General features: G+C 67.3%; 19 protein-coding genes, 1 tRNA gene and 1 pseudogene. 7 read left to right on the forward strand and 14 right to left on the reverse strand.

Going from position 1 to position 20,882, the window contains the following annotated elements:
* Positions 1-199: 199 nt before the first annotated feature.
* Positions 200-1,411: an MFS transporter gene (locus KB879_RS25280; RefSeq protein WP_013957467.1), complete on the forward strand. Its 1,212-nt coding sequence runs from the start codon at positions 200-202 to the stop codon at positions 1,409-1,411.
* Entirely contained in the window at positions 1,408-1,551 is a 144-nt protein-coding gene (locus KB879_RS25285; RefSeq protein ID WP_153953659.1) for a hypothetical protein, read from the forward strand. The genes KB879_RS25280 and KB879_RS25285 overlap by 4 nt, the downstream gene beginning before the upstream one ends.
* Positions 1,552-1,564: 13 nt before the next feature.
* Here the strand turns inward: KB879_RS25285 and KB879_RS25290 are convergent, their stop codons facing one another.
* Positions 1,565-3,496 carry an ATP-binding cassette domain-containing protein gene (locus tag KB879_RS25290; protein ID WP_211980002.1) on the reverse strand — a complete coding sequence of 644 codons (1,932 nt, stop codon included), beginning with the start codon at positions 3,494-3,496 and terminating at the stop codon, positions 1,565-1,567.
* 333 nt (positions 3,497-3,829) lie between these two features.
* Between KB879_RS25290 and KB879_RS25295 the strand changes: the two genes are divergently transcribed.
* Entirely contained in the window at positions 3,830-5,008 is a 1,179-nt protein-coding gene (locus tag KB879_RS25295) for a benzoate/H(+) symporter BenE family transporter (protein WP_211980003.1), read from the forward strand.
* 17 nt (positions 5,009-5,025) lie between these two features.
* On the opposite strand, the gene KB879_RS25300 is transcribed toward KB879_RS25295, so the two are convergent.
* Positions 5,026-5,535, reverse strand: coding sequence for a hypothetical protein (locus KB879_RS25300; protein WP_211980004.1), 510 nt, complete (start codon positions 5,533-5,535; stop codon positions 5,026-5,028).
* A gap of 265 nt (positions 5,536-5,800) precedes the next feature.
* On the opposite strand from KB879_RS25300, the gene KB879_RS25305 reads away from it, so the two are divergent.
* Positions 5,801-6,133 carry a multidrug efflux SMR transporter gene (locus KB879_RS25305; protein ID WP_010813574.1) on the forward strand — a complete coding sequence of 111 codons (333 nt, stop codon included), beginning with the start codon at positions 5,801-5,803 and terminating at the stop codon, positions 6,131-6,133.
* A gap of 2 nt (positions 6,134-6,135) precedes the next feature.
* Positions 6,136-6,294 (forward strand): annotated as a pseudogene (locus KB879_RS25310) (transcriptional regulator); the annotation flags it as partial.
* 27 nt (positions 6,295-6,321) lie between these two features.
* Here KB879_RS25310 and KB879_RS25315 read toward each other — a convergent pair.
* The 7 genes from KB879_RS25315 to KB879_RS25345 all read right to left on the reverse strand — a co-directional run bounded on the left by KB879_RS25315 (position 6,322) and on the right by KB879_RS25345 (position 10,117).
* Complete coding sequence (locus tag KB879_RS25315; RefSeq protein ID WP_041228032.1) at positions 6,322-6,558, reverse strand: hypothetical protein; 237 nt, start codon at positions 6,556-6,558, stop codon at positions 6,322-6,324.
* A 32-nt stretch (positions 6,559-6,590) separates the two neighbouring features.
* Positions 6,591-6,800, reverse strand: coding sequence for a hypothetical protein (locus KB879_RS25320; RefSeq protein WP_249221188.1), 210 nt, complete (start codon positions 6,798-6,800; stop codon positions 6,591-6,593).
* A 56-nt stretch (positions 6,801-6,856) separates the two neighbouring features.
* A complete protein-coding gene (locus KB879_RS25325; protein WP_211980006.1) occupies positions 6,857-7,582 on the reverse strand; it encodes a polysaccharide deacetylase family protein in 726 nt (241 codons plus the stop codon).
* Between the two features lie 18 nt (positions 7,583-7,600).
* The gene (locus KB879_RS25330) at positions 7,601-8,782 is read right to left on the reverse strand and encodes a glycosyltransferase family 4 protein (protein ID WP_211980007.1); all 1,182 of its coding nucleotides are present in this window, start codon (positions 8,780-8,782) and stop codon (positions 7,601-7,603) included.
* A 441-nt stretch (positions 8,783-9,223) separates the two neighbouring features.
* A tRNA-Arg gene (locus KB879_RS25335) sits at positions 9,224-9,298 on the reverse strand.
* A 62-nt stretch (positions 9,299-9,360) separates the two neighbouring features.
* Positions 9,361-9,591, reverse strand: a complete 231-nt coding sequence (locus KB879_RS25340; RefSeq protein WP_013957486.1) for a hypothetical protein — start codon at positions 9,589-9,591, stop codon at positions 9,361-9,363.
* A gap of 34 nt (positions 9,592-9,625) precedes the next feature.
* Positions 9,626-10,117, reverse strand: coding sequence for a lecithin retinol acyltransferase family protein (locus tag KB879_RS25345; RefSeq protein WP_013957487.1), 492 nt, complete (start codon positions 10,115-10,117; stop codon positions 9,626-9,628).
* On the opposite strand from KB879_RS25345, the gene KB879_RS39510 reads away from it, so the two are divergent.
* Positions 10,097-10,618: a hypothetical protein gene (locus tag KB879_RS39510; RefSeq protein ID WP_249221189.1), complete on the forward strand. Its 522-nt coding sequence runs from the start codon at positions 10,097-10,099 to the stop codon at positions 10,616-10,618. The genes KB879_RS25345 and KB879_RS39510 overlap by 21 nt on opposite strands.
* A gap of 74 nt (positions 10,619-10,692) precedes the next feature.
* Entirely contained in the window at positions 10,693-11,469 is a 777-nt protein-coding gene (locus KB879_RS25355) for a PP2C family serine/threonine-protein phosphatase (RefSeq protein WP_013957489.1), read from the forward strand.
* Between the two features lie 39 nt (positions 11,470-11,508).
* Here KB879_RS25355 and KB879_RS25360 read toward each other — a convergent pair whose 3' ends face one another.
* From KB879_RS25360 to KB879_RS25380, 5 genes are all read right to left on the reverse strand, one after another.
* On the reverse strand, positions 11,509-12,825 hold the full coding sequence (locus KB879_RS25360) for a sigma-54-dependent Fis family transcriptional regulator (protein ID WP_013957490.1): 1,317 nt from the start codon (positions 12,823-12,825) through the stop codon (positions 11,509-11,511).
* Entirely contained in the window at positions 12,822-15,941 is a 3,120-nt protein-coding gene (locus KB879_RS25365) for a peptidase domain-containing ABC transporter (protein ID WP_013957491.1), read from the reverse strand. Before KB879_RS25365 ends, KB879_RS25360 begins: the two co-directional genes overlap by 4 nt.
* Positions 15,922-16,674, reverse strand: coding sequence for a peptidylprolyl isomerase (locus KB879_RS25370; RefSeq protein ID WP_013957492.1), 753 nt, complete (start codon positions 16,672-16,674; stop codon positions 15,922-15,924). Before KB879_RS25370 ends, KB879_RS25365 begins: the two co-directional genes overlap by 20 nt.
* Positions 16,675-16,765: 91 nt before the next feature.
* Positions 16,766-18,148: an HlyD family efflux transporter periplasmic adaptor subunit gene (locus KB879_RS25375; protein WP_013957493.1), complete on the reverse strand. Its 1,383-nt coding sequence runs from the start codon at positions 18,146-18,148 to the stop codon at positions 16,766-16,768.
* A complete protein-coding gene (locus KB879_RS25380; RefSeq protein ID WP_211980008.1) occupies positions 18,145-20,757 on the reverse strand; it encodes an FHA domain-containing protein in 2,613 nt (870 codons plus the stop codon). Before KB879_RS25380 ends, KB879_RS25375 begins: the two co-directional genes overlap by 4 nt.
* Positions 20,758-20,882: the final 125 nt, after the last annotated feature.

The raw sequence follows: 20,882 nt of genomic DNA on the forward strand, positions 1-20,882 counted from the left end.
GCAGCCACTTTTTGCCAGGGCGCCCCAACCCGGCCGGCCTCGCGGGCGGCGCAGTACGCGTTTTCCCGAGCCGGAGTAAACTCGCCACCACCCGGCCCCGGCAAGCCTGATTGCCGTCCCGGCACGGACAACAACAAGCACACACAATCCCTGTCGGCGCCGCCCTACCCGGCGGGACTGCCGCACACCGAGCCAAGACATGCAGAACCGACAACTCTCCCTGACCACCGTCCTCGTGTGCGGTGGGCTGCTCGTCACGCTTTCAATGGGCATCCGGCACGGCTTCGGCCTGTTCAACCTGCCGATCACGCAGGCCCATGGCTGGAACCGCGAGACCTTCGCCTTTGCCCTGGCGCTGCAGAACCTGATGTGGGGCGCCAGCCAGCCCTTTGCCGGGGCGCTGGCCGACAAGTTCGGCGCGCTGCGCATCATGCTGGTCGGCGTGGCGCTGTACGTGGCCGGGCTGGTGGTGATGGCACTGGCCACCAGCGGCACCGCCTTTGCCACCGGCGCCGGCGTGATGATCGGCATCGCCCAGTCCGGCACCACCTACAGCATCGTCTACGGCGTGATCGGCCGCGTGGCCAGCCCCGAGAAGCGGGTCTGGGCCATGGGCATCGCCGCCGCCGCGGGCTCGTTCGGCCAGTTCCTGATGATCCCGGTAGAACAGGGCCTGATCTCCGGCCTGGGCTGGCAGAACGCGCTGTACGTGATGGCGCTGATGGCCTGCGTGATGCTGCCGCTGGCGCTGACACTGCGCGAGCCGCGCGAAGCGGCCCACACCGGCGGCCACCACCAGACCATCGGCCAGGCCGTGCACGAAGCCTTCGGCAACCGCAACTTCCAGCTGCTGACGCTGGGCTACTTCGTGTGCGGCTTCCAGGTGGTGTTTATCGGCGTGCACCTGGCGCCGTACCTGAAGGACCAGGGCCTGACCGACCCGAAAGTCGCCGTCGTGGCGCTGGCGCTGATCGGGCTGTTCAATGTATTCGGCACCTATACCGCCGGCGCGCTGGGCCAGCGCCTGCCCAAGCGCTACCTGCTGTCCGCCATCTATGTGACGCGCTCGGTGGTGATCGCCGGCTACCTGCTGCTGCCGCTGACGGTGGCCAGCACCTGGGTGTTCGCGGCGCTGATGGGCTTCCTGTGGCTGTCCACGGTGCCGCTGACCAACGGCATCATCGCCCAGGTGTTCGGCGTGAAATACCTGTCAATGCTGTCGGGCGTGGTGTTCTTCTCGCACCAGATCGGCAGCTTCCTGGGGGCCTGGCTGGGCGGCTACCTCTATGACCGCACCGGCGGCTACAACACGGTGTGGCTGATCTCGATCGCGCTGGGCGTGGTGGCCGCGCTGGTGAACCTGCCGATCCGCGAGCAGGCGCTGGTGCGCGCGCAGCCGGCGGCGGCATGATGACAGCGGCCCGCGTCCGCGTGGCGAAGGCAGCCGGGCTGGCGGTGCTGGCCGGGCTGCTGGCGCTGGGGTTCGTGGGCTACCTGCGGCCGGGTTTTATGGTCGATCTGACCAATATGGTGTTGGCGTGGTGCGGGTGACGCAGCCAGGCGCTCACACGCCCTCGCCCTTCGACTTCGCTTCCAGCACTTCCCAGCGCTCCAGCGCTTCCAGCAGTTCCATCTCGATCTCGTCGTGCCGGGTGCCCAGCTGCACGGCCTTGGGCGCATCGCTGACATAGAGCGAACCGTCTTCCAGCTGCGCCGAGATCGCCTTCTGCTCCGTTTCCAGCGCGGCAATGCGCTCCGGCAGGCCGTCCAGCTCGCGCTGTTCCTTGTACGACAGCTTGACGGTCCGGTTGGCGCCGCGCGCCTCGCGCGAGTCCTTGCCCTTTACCGGCTCCGCCGCCTTCTGCTCCGGCTTGCGCGCGGCCTGCAGCGCCGCGCTGCGGGCCGACTGCTCGACCCAGTCGGAATATCCGCCCACCGACTCGCGCCACACGCCATCGCCCTCGGCGGCCAGGGTCGAGGTCACCACGTTGTCCAGGAATGCGCGGTCGTGCGAAACCAGGAACACGGTGCCGCTGTAGTCCTGCAGCAGTTCTTCCAGCAGTTCCAGCGTGTCAATATCAAGATCGTTGGTGGGCTCGTCCAGCACCAGCACATTGGCCGGGCGCGCAAACAGGCGCGCCAGCAGCAGCCGGTTGCGCTCGCCGCCAGACAGCGACTTGACCGGCGAGCGCGCACGTTCCGGCGCGAACAGGAAGTCGCCCAGGTAGCTCATCACATGCTTGCGCTGGCCGTTGACCTCGACCCAGTCGCTGCCCGGGCTGATGGTGTCGGCCAGCGAGCGCTCCAGGTCCAGCGCGGTGCGCATCTGGTCGAAGTACGCTACCTGCAGGTTGCTGCCATTGCGCACGGTGCCGCTGTCCGGCGCCAGTTCGCCCAGGATCAGCCGCAGCAGCGTGGTCTTGCCGGCGCCGTTGGGGCCGATCAGGCCGACCTTGTCGCCGCGCATGATGGTGGCGGTGAAGTCGCGCACCACCACCTTGTCGCCATAGGCCTTGCTGACGCCGGTCAGCTCCGACACGATCTTGCCGGAGCGGTCGGCCTGTGACACCTCCAGCTTGACGTTACCCTGGACTTCACGGCGCGCGGCGCGCTCGTTGCGCATCGCCACCAGCCGCTGGATGCGCGACACGCTGCGCGTGCGGCGCGCCTCCACCCCCTTGCGGATCCACACTTCCTCCTGCGCCAGCAGCTTGTCGAACTTGGCCTGCTCGACCTGCTCGGCCGCCAGCATCTCTTCCTTGCGCGCCTGGTAGGCGGCGAAGTTGCCGGGGAAGGACACCAGCCGGCCGCGGTCCAGTTCGATGATGCGCGTGGCCACGCGGTCGAGGAAGGCGCGGTCGTGAGTGATCAGCAGCACGCTGCCGCGAAAGCCCAGCAGCAGGTCTTCCAGCCAGCGGATCGCTTCCACGTCGAGGTGGTTGGTAGGTTCATCCAGCAGCAGGATGTCGGGCTCGGCCACCAGCGCCTGCGCCAGCGCCACGCGTTTCTGCAGGCCGCCGGACAGTGCCTCGACGCGCGTGTGCGAATCCAGCCCCAGCCGTGCCAGCGTAGTTTCGACGCGGGTGCGCAACTGCCAGGCGCCGGCGGCGTCCAACTCGGACTGCAGCCGATGCAATTCGGCCAGCGCGGCTTCGTCGTCGTGGCTCTCGGCCACACGGTCGGCGGCGGCCTCGTAGCGCACCAGCAGGTCGTGCGCATCGCCCATGCCCTGGGAGACGGCGTCGAACACGGTGATGCCCGCCTCGAACTGCGGCTCCTGCGGCACGTAGGCGCTGGTCACGCCGCTCTGGCGCGCGATCAGCCCGTCGTCCGGCGCCGACAGCCCCGCCACGATCTTCAGCAGCGAGGACTTGCCCGAGCCGTTGCGCCCGATCAAACCCACGCGCTCGCCGGCCTCCAGCGAAAAGTCGGTGTGATCGAGCAGGGCCACGTGCCCGAAGGCAAGCTGGGCGTCGGTAATGGAAAACAGGGCCATGGGAGAAAGACGAGACGACGAGAGAAAGGAGGGACGGCCTGGCAGCCAGGGCTGGCGTGGCACGGCAGCCCGCATTGTAGACGACCGGGGCCGGGCCAAGGCTGGCCCCAAAAAAGAAGGGCCCGCGCACTGCGGGCCCAAGAGTCTCTCCTCGGTGCCCTGCTCGCAAGGCACGAAACCAGCATAACAACGCCCCCCTGCCCGCTCCAGTCGGAAAAGTCCGTAAGGGAAAGCCCCGTCAACCGCGATTTCCGGACGCCGCCGCGGCAAATTGGTACGGCCAAGGCACTCATGCGAAGATGTCGGCCGTGCCAATGGCCTGCCGCCAACCTCATGACCACCGCTTCACTGAAATTGTCCGACCTGTCCGTGTCTGCGCTCGTCGCCGGGCTGGTCGCCACGCTCACCGGCTATACCAGTTCGCTGGTGCTGATGATCCAGGCCGGCCACGCCGCCCACCTGACCGATGCCCAGATCTCCTCCTGGATCTGGGCGCTGTCGATGGGCATGGGGATCACCACCATCGGCCTGTCGCTGGCGCTGCGCGTGCCGATCGTGGTGGCCTGGTCCACGCCCGGCGCCGCGCTGCTGATCGCCAGCCTGCCCGGCGTGCCCTACGCGGAAGCCATCGGCGCCTTCCTGCTGGCCGGGCTGATGATGGCCGCGGCCGGCATGACCGGCTGGTTCGACAAGCTGATGCGCGCCCTGCCGGCCAGCATCGCCTCTGCCCTGCTGGCCGGCATCCTGTTCCGCATCAGCGTGGATGTGTTCGTGCAGGCGCAGCACCAGATCGTGCTGCTGCTGGCGATGTTCGCCGCCTACCTGCTCGGGCGGCGGCTGTGGCCGGCCTATGCGGTGCCAGGGGTGCTGCTGACGGGAGCGGTGATCGCCAGCGTGCTCGGCCAGCTCGATTTCTCGGGCGTGCGGCTGGCGTTGGCGGTGCCGGTGTGGACCACGCCGGCGTTCTCGCTGTCGGCCTTGGTCAGCATGGCGGTTCCGCTGTTCATCGTGGCGCTGGCCTCGCAGAACATCCCCGGGCTGGCCGTGCTGCAAGCCGACGGCTACCACGTGCCGGCCTCGCGCCTGATCTCGATCACCGGCCTGACCTCGGCCGTGCTGGCGCCGTTCGGCTCGCACGGCGTCAACCTAGCGGCGATCACCGCCGCCATCTGCACCGGCCCGCAGGCCGACCCCGACCGCAACCGCCGGTATACCGCGGCCGTGGTCTGCGGCGTGGGCTACCTGGTCGCGGGCACGCTGGCCGCCAGCATCGCGGCGCTGTTTACCGCCTTTCCGCAAGCGCTGGTGGTGGGTGTGACCGCGTTCGCGCTGATGGGCTCAATCGCCAACGGCCTGACCGTGGCCATGCAAATTCCGGCTGAGCGCGAAGCCGCGCTGCTGACCTTCATGATCACGGCGTCCGGCATGACCCTGGCGGGTGTCGGCTCTGCGTTCTGGGGCGTGGTGGGCGGCATGCTGGCGTTCCACGTGCTGCGCCAGCGCGCCGCCTGAGCATCGCGCTTGAGGCGCTAGAGCATCAGGAAAGCCACGTCCGCGTAGCTGATATGGTCGGGCGACACGCCCCTGCGGCGCTGGAACAAGACATGCTGCAGCACGCGGTCGCGGTGGGCCGCGAAGGTTTCCGGATCCAGGTTCAAGGCCACGCGCGCGTAGTGCTCGGCCATCAGCTTGTAGACGCGATGGCGCACCTGCAGCATCTCGCTCGCCGCCTGGAGCCGGCTCATTTCCCCCATATGGTCGTCGTCCAGCTGGCGCATGCTGACCACCACCCGGGCATGCATGCCCCGATAGCGATCGACCTCCGCATGGGCCTTGCGCAACTCCTCGCGCAGCGACCGCACTTCCTGCAACAGCTTCAGGTTGTGCTGCACGCCGCGTTGGATGCGCGAGGCCTCTTCCAGTGCGTGGTCCGCCGCGGCGATGGTGTCCTGCCACGGATTCGCGTCCGGTGCGGGCTCCCCGTCCCCGGACTGCGAAGACGTCCAGGCGGACGTGCCGTCGATGCCATTGTGATGCATACCGCTCCCCTTACCCCATGCCCGCCGCCGGCATCGTGAGGTTCGTGCCGGCTTGGTCGGGCTGACTACCGCGACTGCCTTGTAGGACTTTCTTGTGCCGCGGGCCGGCCATGCGCCCGCTTGTTTTCGCCTTTATAGCCACATTCAATCCCCCATTGCCGCTTTGCACAACCACCGCAAGGGAGGGACGCGGCTTTGGCGCAACATGCGGGGGCGCTAAGATGCCGGCTTCGGCCCATTTCGGCCCACCCATTTGTGCGCTCTCATGAACGGATACCTGCTCCTCGCCCTCGCCATCGTCGCCGAAGTCATCGCCACCAGCAGCCTGAAGGCGTCACAAGGCTTTACGCGGCTGGTCCCCAGCGTGCTGGTCGTGACCGGCTATGTGGCGGCGTTCTATTTGCTGATGCTGGTGATGCGGACAGTGCCGGTGGGGATTGCCTATGCGATCTGGAGCGGGGCCGGGATCGTGCTGGTGTCGCTGATCGCGGTGGTGCTGTACCGGCAGGTGCCGGACCTGGCGGCTTGCGCTGGGATTGGTCTGATTATTGCCGGCGTCGCCGTCATTCAGCTGTTTTCGAAGACGAGCGCGCATTGATCGTGGGCGACATGCAACCCTACCTGGGTAACCTAAACCGCGTATATGCAGTTGAAGTGCTCAATGGCAAGCGCGCCCTGAGTCTGGCCATGATTCGGCGGCTGCACCGTGACCTGAAGATTCCTGCCAACGTACTGATCGCCGAGCGCAGTGAGGCGTGAGCACCGGCGCAGCGGCTGGTGCGCGTGCTAGCCAAAGCGCGCATCGATCTGCGTCCTGGCCCAGTCCGAGGCATGCTGCCATGCCTCGCCTTCGCTGAAGAACTGGCCCGGAACAAGATGGTGATCGAAGACCTTGAGCGGCGCTCCATCTGCCGCTTTCGCGCAGATGGTCACCTCACCTTGCCAGGGCCCGCCAACGCCAAGGGACGTTGCCGATGCTTCATACCAGTGGTCGCGGTAATACGTGAACCCTTGGAGATCCATGTCTTTCTCCACCAGTGAGAGCTCAGGAAATACTAGTCGTTGGCGTCGCCTGAAGTGGCCTGGTCAATCTCCCGTTTCGCGGACGCATAGGCGTTATCGATCGCGACCGATTCCGAAGGAGCAAGCGCCCCAGTGTTGCGCCGGTGTCCGTGACCGCGGATGCCATATGACCAGTCCCACTGGCCGCTCGCGTCCTTTTTGGCCTGGATTGAGATCTCTCGGCCCTTGTATTTCAGTTCCATGGCGAGCTCTCCGGAGATTGGAGGATTGTTGGGCAACGGCATGTTGTCCCGGCAGATCAGTCGCCCCGCCGCTTGTCCTCATGCCGCGTCAGGCATTTCTGCAGGAAGCGGAACAGGTTAGTGCCGCAATGCACATGGACACGCGGCAGGCCGAAAGGGTTGTCATCGGCACGCGCCAGCCCGCGCTGCGTCAGCGTGGCGTTGTTGTAGCCGGCCTCGCGCACCATTTCCCGGTGCACCGCCTGCTGTTCGCCATAAGGGTAGCAAAACGCCGTGACCGGCATCGCCACCAAGGCCTCCAGCGCTGCCTTGGAGGTTTCAATCTGCCGGCGGGCTTCCGCCAGCGGCAATGCCGGCAGGTGCACGTGGTCGACCGTATGGGCGCCAACCTCCTGGCCGAGGCGGGCCCATTCCCGCACCTCTTCGGCGTTCATCAGCGGAGCAGGCGGCACGCCTTGGCTGGCGTCCCAGACATTGCTGCCGTCGATCTGGCCGGACACAAAGTAATTGGTGGCACTAAAGCCGAACTCCGCCAGGACGGGCAGCGCATGCCGGTGGACATTGCGGAATCCGTCGTCAAACGTGATCCCGAACACTTTGCCGGTAGACTCGCCCCGAACATAGGGCATGAGTTCGCGCATCGACAGGCCGCGATAGCCCAGCCGGCGCATCCAGGCGATCTGCTGGCGGAACTGCGCGGGACTGACGGTCAGGCCACGAAACGGCGCGCCGTGGGGCGGCACGATATCAATCTGGTGATAGGTCAGGATCGGGATCGACATGACGGGCGAAGCGCGCGGTTACTGGCTGGGGCTCTGGGTCAGCGCGGCTGGCAGGGGTTGAGGCCGCGCTCCCGGCTCGAGAACCGCGTGGTACACGGCGAGTGTGCCGGCGACGAAGGTATCCATGCCAAAGTACGCCCGACTCTTTGACCGGGCAGCCTCACCCATCTCGGCCAGCCGCTCAGGCGCCGACAGGATTTGCTCCAGCCGCGCCCGTAGTGCCGCGATGTTGGCGCATGGCACCACCCAGCCGTCCTGCCCGTCGGTCACGTTCTCAGGCAGGCCGCCGGCATCGGAAACCAGTGCCGGCAGGCCCATCGCCATGGCTTCGCGGCAGGCAAACGACAACGTCTCGCTCCGCGACAGCACAAAGGCGGTATGCCCTGCCGCCAGGGTGGGGCGAACATCGTCCAGCAAGCCCGTAAAAACGACCTGATCGCCGAGTCCCAGCGCCGCGACCTTCCCCGTCATGCATGGCAAGGGCGCTTCGCCAGCCAGGATCACACGCACACCACTACGCAAGTGGGCGGGCAATTGTGCAACGGCTTCCAGCAGGTCCGTCCAGCCCTTCTCGTAGCGGGTACCCGCGGTACTGACGAAGACCGTGCATGCCGAGCCGGCACCGAAGTATCGCGCCCGCAGCGCATCGGCCTCCGCCGGCGCCGGCGGTGCAAAGTGCCCCATGTCGATGCCATGGGACACGGTGGTCACCGGCACACGGCTGTACGGGGAGGTACGCAGCTTCCGGGCGACATAGTCGCTGACCGCAATCACATGGTGGGTACCAAGGCACGCGCGCAGCCAGTTGCCGACACTGTTGCTGCGGTGATCGTTGTGCTTTGTATAGACAACGCGCGGCCGGCGCAAGGCAACCAGGCGCACGAGCATGACCAGCTTGTGATCGGCTGAACCGTTGACATGGATGATATCGAAGCGCCCAAGGGTGATGATCCGCCAGAGCGCCCACAACTCGCGCAGCCAGCGCAGGCCTCTCGGCGCAAAATCAACCGCCGCCACCTCGACGTCTGCGTGCCCACTGGCAAGCCGGAACAGACGGCTGGTCCGGGGAGCCGCCACGGTCACTTCATGTGCCGGCGCCAGCCCTGCCAGCAGGTTGATGACATAGGTGTCATGCCCTCCACCGTTTCCCCGGTGAAAGTTCGTGAACAGCACTCGCAATTCTTTCTCCACCGCCGGCATTCCTTTGTTGCCAGACTAGCATTCAATCATTACAGCAAATTACAGAACCACCCATGAGGGTTCGCCCGAAGCCCCAGCGGGCGGGTCCGCTTTGATCCACATTTTCCGCCTTCTTCGGCAAAAATCGCCAAAACAGCGGCGGGATAGCCATCACATTGCCTCGGGATTGGCAGCTACCAGCATCGCACAGCTATCGATCGTGCCACTGTCGTAACATTCCGTAACGTGTTGAGAATGCTTCTCGTTGACAGCATCTGTCAAGGCAGCAAGCTGCCGATACCGGCCGTGAAGGGGGAGCGTTGCCAACTTGCGCCTCGCGCAGGGCGGCCGCCAAATCTTGTATGGCGGTATGTCGCGGGAGAAAAAAATGGAACCGCCTGGCAAAGATCGGGAGCTTGCGCCGACGTGTTTGAGGGGGGTTTTGGGGGAAAGCCCTGGCTGTGGTCCCGCCGACAGGAATCGAACCTGTATCTAGCGCTTAGGAGGCGCTCGTTCTATCCATTGAACTACGGCGAGGGACAGGACCGTCAGGATCGGGAACCGCGGGCGCGGTGATCCTGGAGACGGCCCGGAGTATATCAAAATCCGCAACTGCCCGGCTCGCCCGCGATGGTGGACCCGTCCCGGCGGCCTCGCCCGGCAAGGCGGCCGGACGATGGCAGGCGCGTCGGCCGGCCGGCATGGCGCAGGGCGCGGCGCCCCGGCCGGTGGCGGCCGCGGGCGCAACTGGCGGCGGCAGTGGCGCAACTGCGGTGGCAGGCTTGTCCGCGCAGGTTGCAACGCAGTTCCCAGTCGATCAGTCCGGACATGGCAGTCTCCTTGATTCGGTGATGGCCGCGCGCTTCAGGCGAGGCTCAGGCCCAGGTTCAGGCCGCCCAGTTGGGCTTGCAGCAGCGCGCCCAGCAGCAGCCAGCCGATGTGCAGCGCGGCGCGCGGGCGGCGCATGCATGTTTCCACTTGCTCGCTGCGGCTTTCGCCGGACAGGCACCAGGAGCAGAAATGCTCACAGTTGTTGGTCAGCAAGTGGTAGGCGTTTTCGCCCACGCGGGAACGGGCGCGTTCGACGGCCTGGCGGCCGGCGAAGCGGGCGCAGGGTTCCGGCCTGACGGCGATGCCGAAACCGGCGGCGAAGGCTTCAAGGGTAGTTTCTTCAACCGGCGCGGCTTGCAGGGAGCGGGCGAAACCGGCGTAGTGGATGACGCGGCCGGCGCCGGCATAGATCCCATGATGGGCGTAGCCGTGGCGATCGGTGACCAGGTGGGCGCCGAGCGGCAGCGGGTCGGCGAAGCGATCGTCGCCGCCGGTAGCGCGTTCTTGTTGTTCCTGGATGTTCATGGCTGGCCTCGGTCTGTCTGGTTGCTGCAGGCATTGCTGCTCTATGCCAGACCACCCGCATCAACCATGCCAACACCAGGGAGCGACGGCAGGGCAATGGTTTGGCGGGAATCCGAGGGTTTTGGAGGGGATGGACTGTCGGATGGCAGCCAACTGCATGGCGGCCGATCTGTTGGCTGGCTGGCACCATTCGCCGCGCGCGGCGAGGCCTGCCGCGCCATGCTGTGGCACGCGCCTTGCTCAATACCGGTACCGCACCCGCCCATGGCCGGTGTGCGCGGCGCCGGCGGGCAGCCGGTATTCGGGTGGATCCGCCCGTTCGTGCCCTCGTCTGCGCTGCCGCTCGGGACAGTGATCATCTTTTACGAGATCAACTACAGCTTCTATGCTGATCAAATGAACAACCAGTTCCAGAACATCGATATCCGCAACAACGCGCCAAACGCCAATATCAATGTCCTGGGCGACCAGGGCGCGAGGAACGACGGCCGGCTGATCTGATGCTGATCTGAGGGCCAGCGCCGCCGTGGCAGCGCCCCGGCTAGTCCGGGGCTTCACGCGGACCGGAGACAAGATTGGGTTTCGACTCGCACTTCCAGTGGACCTCGGCCGCATGCACGGACGTCGGGCGCGTGCGCGAACGCAACGAGGACGCTTGCCTGGACCTGCCCAGCCAGGGCCTGTGGGCGGTGGCCGACGGCATGGGCGGCCATGCCGTGGGGGACTTCGCCAGCCAGGCCGTGGTCCAGGCGCTGGCCACGTTGCCGCCGCACCCCCGACTGGAAGACCGGGTCGACGCCACGCGCGCGGCGCTGCAGGGCGTGAACCTGGCACTGGTCGATGAAGCGGCGCGCCTGGGCGTGCGCTGCATCGGCAGCACGGTGGTGGTGCTGCTGGCGGGCGATCGCCGATGCGCCTGCGTGTGGGCCGGCGACAGCCGCCTGTACCGGCTGCGTGGCGGCCAGTTCGCCCGCCTCACGCGCGACCATAACCAGGTCGAGCGCCTACTGGCGCGCGGGCTGATCACCCCGGAAGAGGCGCGCCACCATCCCGCGCAGAACACCATCACACGCGCCGTCGGCGCGGCCCCGACGCTGGCGCCGGAGCAACTGCTGACCGAGGTGGCCGATGGCGACGTCTACCTGCTGTGCAGCGATGGCCTGAGCAACGAGGTCGACGATGACGACATCGCGGCGGTGCTAGCACAGCAGGATGTTGCGCAGGCCGCGCCGACGCTGGTGCAGATGGCGCTTGATGCCGGCGGCCGCGACAACGTGTCGGTGGTGGTGCTGCGTGCGGCGGACCCCTACGGCTCAGACAAGACGCTGGTCAATCCCGAACTGGACGCCTGAAGGCACGACCCCCAGCAGCCTCGGGCCCCCTGCCCCTTGCTACCCCTTGCCGCCTTCGGCCTGCCGGCTGGCGCGGAAGTCCTTCGAGTGGATGCCGTGCTTCTTCAGCAGCATCTGCAGGTGCGAGCGGTTCATGTCGAAGCGCCGCGCCAGTTCGGCGACGGTGCCGCCGACTTCCTGCAAGCCCCGCTCGAGGAAGGCCCGCTCGGCCTCGTCGCTGGCGGCGCGCTTGGCCTCGCTCAGCGACGTCGCCATGGTGATGTCCGCGGCTGCCGTGCCCGCGCCGACCACCGCCAGCGCGGCGGGTTTCGGCCGGATATCCTGCGGCAGATGGGCCAGGTCGGCGGTGTCGCCGGCCAGGCAGCTCAGCCGGTACAGCAGGTTGCGCAGCTCGCGGATATTGCCCGGGTAGTCGTAGTGCAGCAGGAAGTCGCGCAGCCGCGGCGTCAGCTTGAGCGGCCGGCGCTTGAGCATGCCGGCGGCCTCGTCACTGAAGTACGACACCAGCAGCGGGATCTCGTCGCGCCGCTCGCGCAGCGACGGCAGGCTGACGTGGATCACGCTCAGGCGGTAGAACAGGTCCTCGCGGAAGGTGCCGGCCTGGCTCATGCGGCGCAGGTCCTTGTTGGTCGCCGCGACGATGCGCGTATCGACCGAGATCGCCTCGTCCGAACCCACGCGCTGGATCTCGTGCGCTTCCAGCACGCGCAGCAGCTTGACCTGGCCGGTCAGCGGCAGCTCGCCGATCTCGTCCAGGAAGATGGTGCCGGTATGCGCGCTCTCGAACTTGCCGCGGCGGTCGTTGCTGGCGCCGGTGAAGGCGCCCTTCTTGTGGCCGAACAGCTCGGATTCGAGCAGGCTGTCGGGGATGGCGCCGCAATTGACTGAGATAAACGGCTTGTCAGTGCGTGAGCCGTTGGCATGGATCACCTTGGCCATCAGCTCCTTGCCGGTGCCGCTCTCGCCATCGATCAGCACCGGCAGGTCGGTCGGCGCCGCCTTCTCGGCAATCTCCAGCGCCTCCAACAACTTGGGGTTGTCGCCGAAGGTGCCTTCGAAAATAAAGCTGCGCTCCATCAATGCCTGACGGCGCTCGCGCGGCATGCGCTCGACTTCCTCCTGCGGCGGGGCGGCCTCGGCCGACGCCGCCTGCACGAAGCGCTCCTTGTGCGACAGCCCCATCACCTCGTCGCGCAGCGTGGTGGCCTGCTTGAGCAGCTTCTCGATCTCCGGCCGGTCAAGCCGCGACGACCAGCGCAGCGTGGAGCGCAGGATCTCGATCTTCTCGATCAGGCCGGCGAACGACACCGGCGAGGTGGCCGAGGCGGGGGTGGCACCCTGGTTGTATAGCTTCATGCTGCGCTCAGTTGCTTCTGCACCAGTTGGAAATACATGCCCTTGCGCTCGATCAGCTCCTCATGCCGGCCCTGCTCGACGATGGCGCCTTCATACAGCACCAGGATCTTGTCGGCCTGCATGATGGTGCTGAGCCGGTGCGCGATGATGACCGCGGTGCGCCCGCGCAGGATCTCCTGCATATTGGCCAGGATGTTGCTCTCTGACTGCGTGTCGAGCGCCGAGGTGGCCTCGTCGAACACCAGCAGGCGCGGGTCGTGGTACAGCGCGCGGGCGATGCACAGGCGCTGGATCTGCCCGCCGGAAAGCCCGATGCCACGCTCGCCCACCACCTGCTCGTAGCCCAGCGGCAGCTTGCTGATAAAGGCGTGGGCGTCGGCCATGCGCGCCACCTCCTCGATACGGCGCCGGTCTGGGCTGTCGTCGCCGCAGGCGATGTTCTCGGCGATGGTGCCCGAGAACAGCAGGTTGGACTGCATCACGTAGCCCACCTGCGCGCGGTAGAACGCCGCGTCGATCACGTTCAGGTCGTAGCCGTCCACCGACATCGAGCCCTCGGTGGGCTTGTAGAAGCCCACCAGCAACTTGGCCAGCGTGGTCTTGCCGGAGCCGCTGCGCCCGACGATGGCCACCATCTCGCCCGGCCGGATGGCGAAGCTGATGTTCTCCAGCACGTAGGGCGTGTCTTCGCCGCCGTAGCGGAAGTACAGGTCCTTCATCACGATCTCGCCCTGCAGGTCGGGCAGCATCACGCGCGACAGTACGTCCTGCGGCTTCTGCTCGGGCTCCAGGTCGAGCACGTCGCCCAGGCGCTCCATCGCCACGGCGGCATCGTTGAGCTGGCCCCATAACGCCACCAGCCCCATCAGCGGCGCCAGCACGCTGCCCATGAAGGCGTTGAAGGCAATCAGCTGGCCGATGGTGAGCTCACGCTCCAGCACCAGCGTCGCGCCCACCCACAGCACTGCGATGGTGGTGGCGGCGTTGAGCAGCTGGCTCACCAGCCCCACCAGGATATGGAAGGCCTGCGCCCGGTATTGGGCGTCCAGCGCCTTGGCGTACTTGCGCTCCCAGCGCAGCCGCACCGGGCGCTCGATGCCCATGCCCTTGACGGTCTCGGCGCCGCCCAGCGTCTCCATCAGGTAGGCCTTGGCATCGGTCGACGCCGAAAACACCTCGCGCGCATAGGTCTTGACCTTCGGCGTCACCACCACCGTCAGCGCCGCGATCGGGATCACGAAGGCGATCAGCAGCAGCGTCAGCTTGACGTTGTAGAGGAACATGATGGTGAAGTAGATAAACACCATGAGCATGTTCAGCGCCGTGGTCACCGTCGATTCGGTCAGGAAGGCGCGGATGGTCTGGTTCTCCTGGAAGCGCGCGAAGATGTCGCCGGTCTTGCGCTTGGCAAAGAACGACAGCGGCAGCGCCAGCGTGTGCTTGAAGAAGTGCGACATCATGGCGAAGTCCATGTTGCGCACCATGAAGTTGGCGAGATACGCGCGGATGGTCGCCATCAGCTGCGAGAACACGCTGGAGATGATCAGCCCCACAATCAGCAGGTGCAGCAGCCCCACGTTCTGGTGCACCACCACGCCGTCCAGGATGTTCTGGATAATCAGCGGCGGCACCACCCCCAGCATCTGGATCACGAAGGTGGCCAGGAACAGGTGCGCCAGGATCTTCCGGTACGGTGCCAGGTAGCCGATAAAGCGCAGCCACGGCGAGCGCGACACCGACAGCTGGGTCATGCTCTCGCCCGGCCTGAACAGCAGGCAGGTGCCACTCCAGCCGCGTTCGAACTCCTCCGCGCTCATCTTGCGGAAGCCGATGGCCGGGTCGGCCACCCACACCCAGCGCGACGAGATCCCGTACACCACCACGTAGTGGTAGCCCTCCCAGTGCACGATAAAGGGCAGCTCGAAGCCCATCAGCGAATCCCGCGTGCACTGCACCCCGCGCGTGGTGAAGCCGAGCGATTCGCCGGCGCGTGCCAGGCTGTCCAGCGTGGCGCCATGGGTGGTCACGTTGGCCAGCTCGCGCAGCTTGCCCAGCGTCATCGGGATGCCGTAGTGCCGGCAGATCATCGCCAGACAGGCCGCGCCGCAATCCATCTCCTCGGCCTGCTCCACCAGCGCAAAGCGGCGGATCAGCTTCTCGCCCAACTCCGGTTTGGAATGCAGGTCGAGCAGCACCGGGCGCTTGCGCCGTTCGGCCAGCTTCTTCTGCCGATGCAGCTCGCGGTCCAGCACGCGGATGCGCTCTTCCAGCACCTCGCGCAGGCGCGGGTTGCGCTCCAGGATCAGCTGCACCGTCTTCTCGGGAATCACCAGCAGGCGCACGTCGGTCTCGGCGATGGCCGAGGCCAGCTGCTCCTGCCGCATCACGCAGGCGCGCTCGCCGAAGATATCGCCCTGCCCCAGCGTCGCCAGCGGGAACTCGCTGCCCTCCTCGCTGCGCACGATGCGCACCGTGCCCTGGCGCACCACATAGAGGCGGCGGTCCTCGCGCCCATCCTGCTTCAGGATCTCCTTGCCGGCCGCCACGCGCTTGACGCCGACGCTGCGCACGGCGTCTTCCAGCTCCTGCTTGTCGAGCTTGCCGCGCAAGTCGAAGAGCCGCGCGACAAAGCCGCCGGCCGAACTGATCGCGACATAGCTGGTGATAAACGCAAGCGCCGCCGGGTTGCCCGCCACCACGGGCTCGCCCACGCTGCGCGGGATCATCAGCAGCTCGGTCTTGCCCGAGGCGCGCACCGACGACTCATGGCGGTAGTCGCGCAGCAGCGCAATATCGGCAAAGACCTCGCCGGCCTTGCGCACGCCCATGCTGATTTCCTTGCCGTGCTCCTCGTTGAACACGCGCACCGAGCCGGACTTGACGACAAACAAGCCCGGCGCCGCTTCGCCGGCATTGCAGACGGTGTCGCCAAAACCGAAGGTCAGCACCTGCGCGGCTTCCGCCAGGCGTGCCAGCTCCTCCGGCGTCAGCACCGACAGGATCTCGACAGAGGCAAGAAAGGCGACCAGCGCCGATCCTGCCTCCGGCTGGTCCGGGGCAGCCGCCGCGGCGCGATCACCGGCCTGGCCGGACTCGCTAGCGGGCTTCGATGACATGTTCCTGCGCCCTGGCCATCAGCCAGTCTTCGCGCAGCAGGCGGCGCACTTCCACCGCCACCTCACTGTCCAGCGTGGCCGGGTGCTTGCTGCGCACCAGGAAGACCTCGAAGAAGGAACGGTCCGCCGCCGGGAACGGCCCCAGCAGGTCGCCCGGCTCGGCGTTGAAGACCTTGGCCTCGATATCGGTCTTGAGCGAGCCGCGCAGCACCTTGCCGATCTCGCCACCGCGCTCGCGCGTGTCGGCAATGGAATGCTCGCGCGCCATCTCGGCGAAGGCCTCCGGATCATCCTGCAGATACGAGATCAGCTCCTTGGCCTTGCCCTCGCTGTCGACCACGATATGGCTGACCTCGATGCTATCGAAGCGCGGCGAGTTGAGCGCAAAGTACGCCTGCACCGCGGCCTCGCTGCAGACCTGCTCCATCATCCGCTCCTGGTAGAGGCTGTCGGTGACAAAGGCCTCGAACTCATCCAGGCTGATGTTCAGCGCATCCAGGTAGTGGTTCATGTCGGCAGCGCGATGCAGGCCCTGCACGCGGCGGAACTGGTCCGCGCGTTCCTGGATCTCCTCGGGCGTGACCACCATGCCTTGCCGCTTCGCCGCGTGCACCGTCAGCTTGTCGCGCACGATCTGCTCGATCAGCCCTTCGAACTGCCCGGTCAGCTTGAGCAGCCGCACGAACTCCTCGACGCCGAGCACCTCGTCGTCGATACGCACAATGCCAGTCATTTTCTCGGCTCCTTTTGGCGGCCCCACGCGCTTGCGCGCCAGGCTGTCCAGATGTGCTGTGCTTGTGTTCCCCCCGACTGCCCCGGCCACGCTAGCCGGCCACCTCTCGGAACGGGTCCAGCCCCAGGTCGATCAGGCGGCGTTCGCGCACCACGATCTCCGCAGTCGCGGTCATGCCGTAACGCAACGGATACTTGTTGTCGGCCACGGCGTAGTAGTCGCGTGCCAGGCGCACGCGGCCCTCGTAGACCGGCTGCTTGTCGGGCCCGCCCGGCTTGGTGGCGGGCGAGATGAATTCCAGCGTGCCCTCGATGATCCCGTAGCGCTGGTACGGGAAGGCACTGAACTTGAGCTTGACCGGCAGCCCTTCGCGCAGGAAAGCGCGGTCACGCTCGGCGATGACGATCTTCACCACCGGGCGCGCATCCTTGGGCGCAATGCCGCCCAGCGGCGTGTTGGCCTGCACCTTGTCGCCGCGCTGGGTGGAGGTGACATCGGTGATCACGCCCGACACCGGCGCCAGGATCAGCAGGAAGTTGTCCTTGTCGATGTTCTCGAAGCGGATGCGCGCCGCCGCGTCCGCCACCAGGCGGGCGGTCTGCACCTGCAGGCGCAGCTTGTCCTCGGTGTTGGCGATCTCGCGCAGCGCCGCGTCGTACTGCACGCGCAGCCCGGCCAGGTCCTGGCCGCTGCTTTCGAGCTGTGAACTGGCCTGGGTAAGCTCGCGGCCCAGCCGCGCGTCCAGCTCTGCCAGCCGCGACTGCGCCACGCGCAGGTTGTTCTCCGCGTCCTGCGCCGCGGCGCGCTTGGCATCCACCTGCGACTGCGAAACGCCACCGCCACCCGGCAACGCCAGCAGGCGCGCGTAGCGGTCCTGCTCCTGGCGCGCGAACTCACGCGCGCGCCTGGCGTTCTCGAGGTTGCTGCGCGCTTCCTGCAACTGCGCGCGCTGCTGTTCGGCAAGCCGCGTGGTGCCTTCAGCGATACGGGTCTCGTGCTGGCGCGTAGCAACGTCGATCTGCTGCTTGAGCGCCGCCGCACGGCGTTCCATCAGCGCCTTCTTGTCGGGGAACTGCTTCCATTCGCGCTCGGAGTCTTCCAGCTTGAGCTGCGCTTCCAGCGCATTGGCCGCAGCCTCGATCGCGCCGCGCGCGTTCAGGCGCGCCAGCACGTCGTCCTTGGACACGGGTTGCCCTTCGGCCACGTAGAGGTCGGCCAGCTCGCCGTCCACCGGGGCATAGAAGCGGCGCACCTCGGATTCCGGCGCCAGCGTGCCCTGCGCCGTGACAATGACATCGGCATGCCCGACGAAGGACCACACCAGCCCGCACAGCACCAGCGCGAAAGTCGTGACGATGGTCAGCAGTCCCAGGCGCGACGGCTCGGCACTCAACAGGCCAATGCCCTCGGCGCTGTGGTCTTCCAGCGCCTCGGAGAGTGGCTTGAGGCCGCCCTGGCGGGCATCGTCCTTCATGGCTGCCCCGCTTGCTGTGGCGCCGCGGCGGCCGCGGCTGGTTCCGGCGCCTTGCCGGTGTCTTCACCGCCGATCAGTTCCAGCTTGGTCTTGAGCACGGCGGGATCGAGCACGGTGCGCAATTCGCGCAGCGCGTGCCGCTGCTGGTCGGCCTCGGCGCGGATCTCTTCCTCGATCTTGGCGAGTTGCGCCAGGTCGGCGCTTTCCCCCGCGCGCAGTTGCGTGAAGATACGCATGCCCTGGCGCGCGTCTGTCTGCGCCTGCGACAGCAACCGGGCCTGCGCGCGGAATTTGGGCGAGATGCCGGGCTCGAGCCGCTGCTCGCTGCCGATCACGCCATTGCTGCGGTATTGCTTCCATGCGGCGACGGCGCTGCCCATCAGCTCCCGCGCGCGCCGCAGGGCACTGTCGCGCACGCCGTTGACGTCGGCCTCGACCGCCTTGGCGAAATGGCCGTCTTCGTCGGCATCGAGCATGGCGTAGAAGCCCAGCAGCCGGTCCTCATAGTCCTTGCTGCCGCGCGCGGACTGCAACTCGGCGTACTGTGCCGCCACCTTCTGCTTGTGCGACAGGTCGCGCGCGAGGTCGTCGGCCCAGGGGCCGCCGCTGATCTGCTTGATCCCCGCGAGCGCCGCGGCACTGTCGCCCTGCTGCCACGCCCTGGCCGCACTGGCATACTGGCGCACCATTTCCGGCGGCGGCAGGCGCGCGGCCAGGTAGTTGAACTGCGCCTGGAACGGCGGCGTGGCGAAGCGGCTGTCGGCCAGCCGCGCCACCAGCGGCCCGGGCCGGCGCGCGCGCAGTGCCTGCATCAGCGCGGTGTAGCGGTCCAGGTCTGACTGCACGCGGTCCAGCCCGGCCAGGCGCGGATACTTCTCGCGGTACTCGGCGATGACCGGCTGCAACGCCTCCGGGCGGTCGCGGCCGAGTTCGGCAGCGATGGTGGCGTTCAGCCGGTCGATCGCCGCCAGGTAGACCGAGGCATCGTTCTGCAGGCGGCGCACATCACTGAGCGCATCGGCATAGAGATCGCGGAACGCCGGCACATCGGCCGCGATGCGCCCGAGTGCGCGCTGGTGCGCGGTAGTGTCCTGGTTCCAGTACGCCAGCAGTTGCCGGATCGGGGCCTCGTCGGTGTAGAGGCGGATCGGCGCGTCGGCGCCGCGCTGCGCGGTGAAGCGTTCGAGCCGGCCGATCCAGTCGAGCTCGGCCACCAGCGGCCGCGCATCGGCGTTGTGCGCACTGGGCTTGCGCATCCGGGCCAGCGCGGCATCGGCGCCGCTGACATCACCGGCCTTCAGCCTGGCAGCAAAATCGGGCACGTAAGCGCGCATCAGTGCCTCGGTGCCGAGGGCCTGCACCTGGGCATCGTCGGGATGACGCGCCAGGTAGTCGTCGGCGGCCTGCGCCGCGCGGGCGTGATCGCCGGCGGCAAACAAGGCCTGCACTTCGCGCTCCGCCGCACCGCGCCAGTACACGGCCGCACCCGCCACTATTGCGAGCAACAGCAACGCGCCGCCCCATCGCCCCGCGCGCCGCGTGCGTGCGGGATCGTCCAGGCCGAACAGCCTGGCGCCTTCCGCCAGCAGCAGCGCGGCACGTCCGCGCTTGCGGCGTGCCTGCGCGCCGTCGTGCGCCGCCGTGGCCGCCGCGGCCTGTGCCTCGGCCTCGGCGTTGACCTCGTCGTCCTGCTGCGCGGCATAGTCGACGCAGAAAATGTCGAGGAAGGAATCGGCCGCACCGACAAAGGTGGTGCGGTCATCCTCGTCGCGTGCGGCCGGCGGCGGGGAAGCGGCCGGCGTATCCGGTGCCGCGGCGACGGGCTGCAGCATCGAGCGCGTCGCGGTGGCATCGCCATCGCCCGTGCGCTGCACCTGCGCCTGGTAGACAAAATGGTTGCCGCCGAAGGCGATCAGGTCGCCGTCGTCCAGCGGCACGCCGTGGTCTGCCAGGCGCTTGCCGTTGACGAAGGTGCCGTTGGTGCTGCCCAGGTCTTCCACGAACGGCACGCCACCCTTGAGGTACACGTGCGCGTGGCGCCGCGACAGGTAGTTGACCTGCTGCGGATAACTGTCGCGGTAGCGCGCGAAGGCATCGTCGGCCTTGCTGATCAGGTACGGGAAGCCGTCCACGTGCAGCGGCTGCAGTCCGACATCGCCGCGTTCGGGCACCAGCGTCACCGCCACCCGCGGCGGCTCGGGCTGCGGCGCGCGCGGCGACAGCCGGACCCGGAACGACAGCGCAGGCCCGAAGGCCACCTCATCGCCATCGCTGAGCTGCGCCGGCTGGCGCGCCACCGCCGCGCCGTTCACGCGCGTGCCGTTCTTGCTGCCGAGATCCGCCACATATACCGCGCCATGCTCGGCGAAGATGCGCGCATGCCGGCGCGACAGCGGCGCGGCCAGGTCTTCCGGGTAGGCGGCAAACGGCAGTTCGCTGCGGCCGACGGCGAACAGGTCTTCGTCGATGCGGATCTCGCCCAGCTCGGGGCGCGCGACGGGCGTCAGGAATACATCGAATTCCTGTGCCAGATCCTGAGAGAACTCCCGAGCGAATCCCTGGGCCATTTTCACCGGCATTTCCATGATCAGTGCTTCGTCAGGAGCCATGTTTCCAGCGAGCCAACAGCGCGGCTGCCGCGGCGGCAGGCCAGGGGGGTGAAGCGACTAAGAACATAGTAGGCGACGGCTAAGGCTAGTCAATCGGGCGCGGGACGCGCGGTTGGCACGGGAGC

This window comes from Cupriavidus sp. KK10 (assembly GCF_018223725.1).
GTDB classification, from domain to species: domain Bacteria; phylum Pseudomonadota; class Gammaproteobacteria; order Burkholderiales; family Burkholderiaceae; genus Cupriavidus; species Cupriavidus necator.